Origin of the sequence: Campylobacter sp. CNRCH_2007_0968H (assembly GCF_025773245.1) — a bacterium.
In the GTDB taxonomy this organism is placed as follows: Bacteria; Campylobacterota; Campylobacteria; order Campylobacterales; family Campylobacteraceae; genus Campylobacter_D; species Campylobacter_D lari_D.
Genome location: NZ_JAKMTQ010000056.1, coordinates 1 through 617, shown reverse-complemented (window position 1 = coordinate 617; position 617 = coordinate 1). Strand labels below are relative to the sequence as shown.

Sequence of the window (617 nt, the reverse complement as noted above, 5' to 3'; positions counted from 1 at the left end):
ACCTTAGCTCCCCCATCATATAATAAAATTTTATTCGTTTTTTTTTCTACATCTAATATACCGCCATTAGGTGTATAAATTTCATAAGTTTCACTCATTTTTATCCTTTCATCCTATATACAAACCATCTTCCATGATTATAGTAGTGGCTAATGAAATTCATTATTTTTACTCTTTTATATTATGTTCTTTAGCATAAGCTAGTATTTTAGCTCGAAGTTCCTCTGGAAAATTATATCTATATATGGCAGGAATTCTTGGATCAAGGAGTTTATCTAATTGATAATTTTTATAATCCCATTCTAATCTTTCTGGACTAAAATAATAAGGTGCATTAGGATAGCCTTGAGGTGGAGTTAGAGCTGCGAGTTTGGCCTCCAATACCAATGAATCCATAAATAATTTAGCCGATTCTTCGCTTCTATAATTATTTATATCTACATGGTAATTAATTGTCATACCATTTTGATACCCATCCATATAACGATCAAATTCTCTTCTGCTTTCATAAGTAGAATCTACATCCCTTGGATCTTTTATCTTACCCTCAACTATATCACTTCTTAAGGCTTTATATATTTTTCCCCATGCATCAAAATTAAATTGATAAACATTTA

Annotated in this window: 1 pseudogene; it reads right to left on the bottom strand. The window is 30.1% G+C overall.

The features are described 5' to 3' along the window. Nucleotides 1–168: 168 nt before the first annotated feature. A pseudogene (locus L8Y18_RS08615) lies at nucleotides 169–617 on the bottom strand (hypothetical protein); the annotation flags it as partial.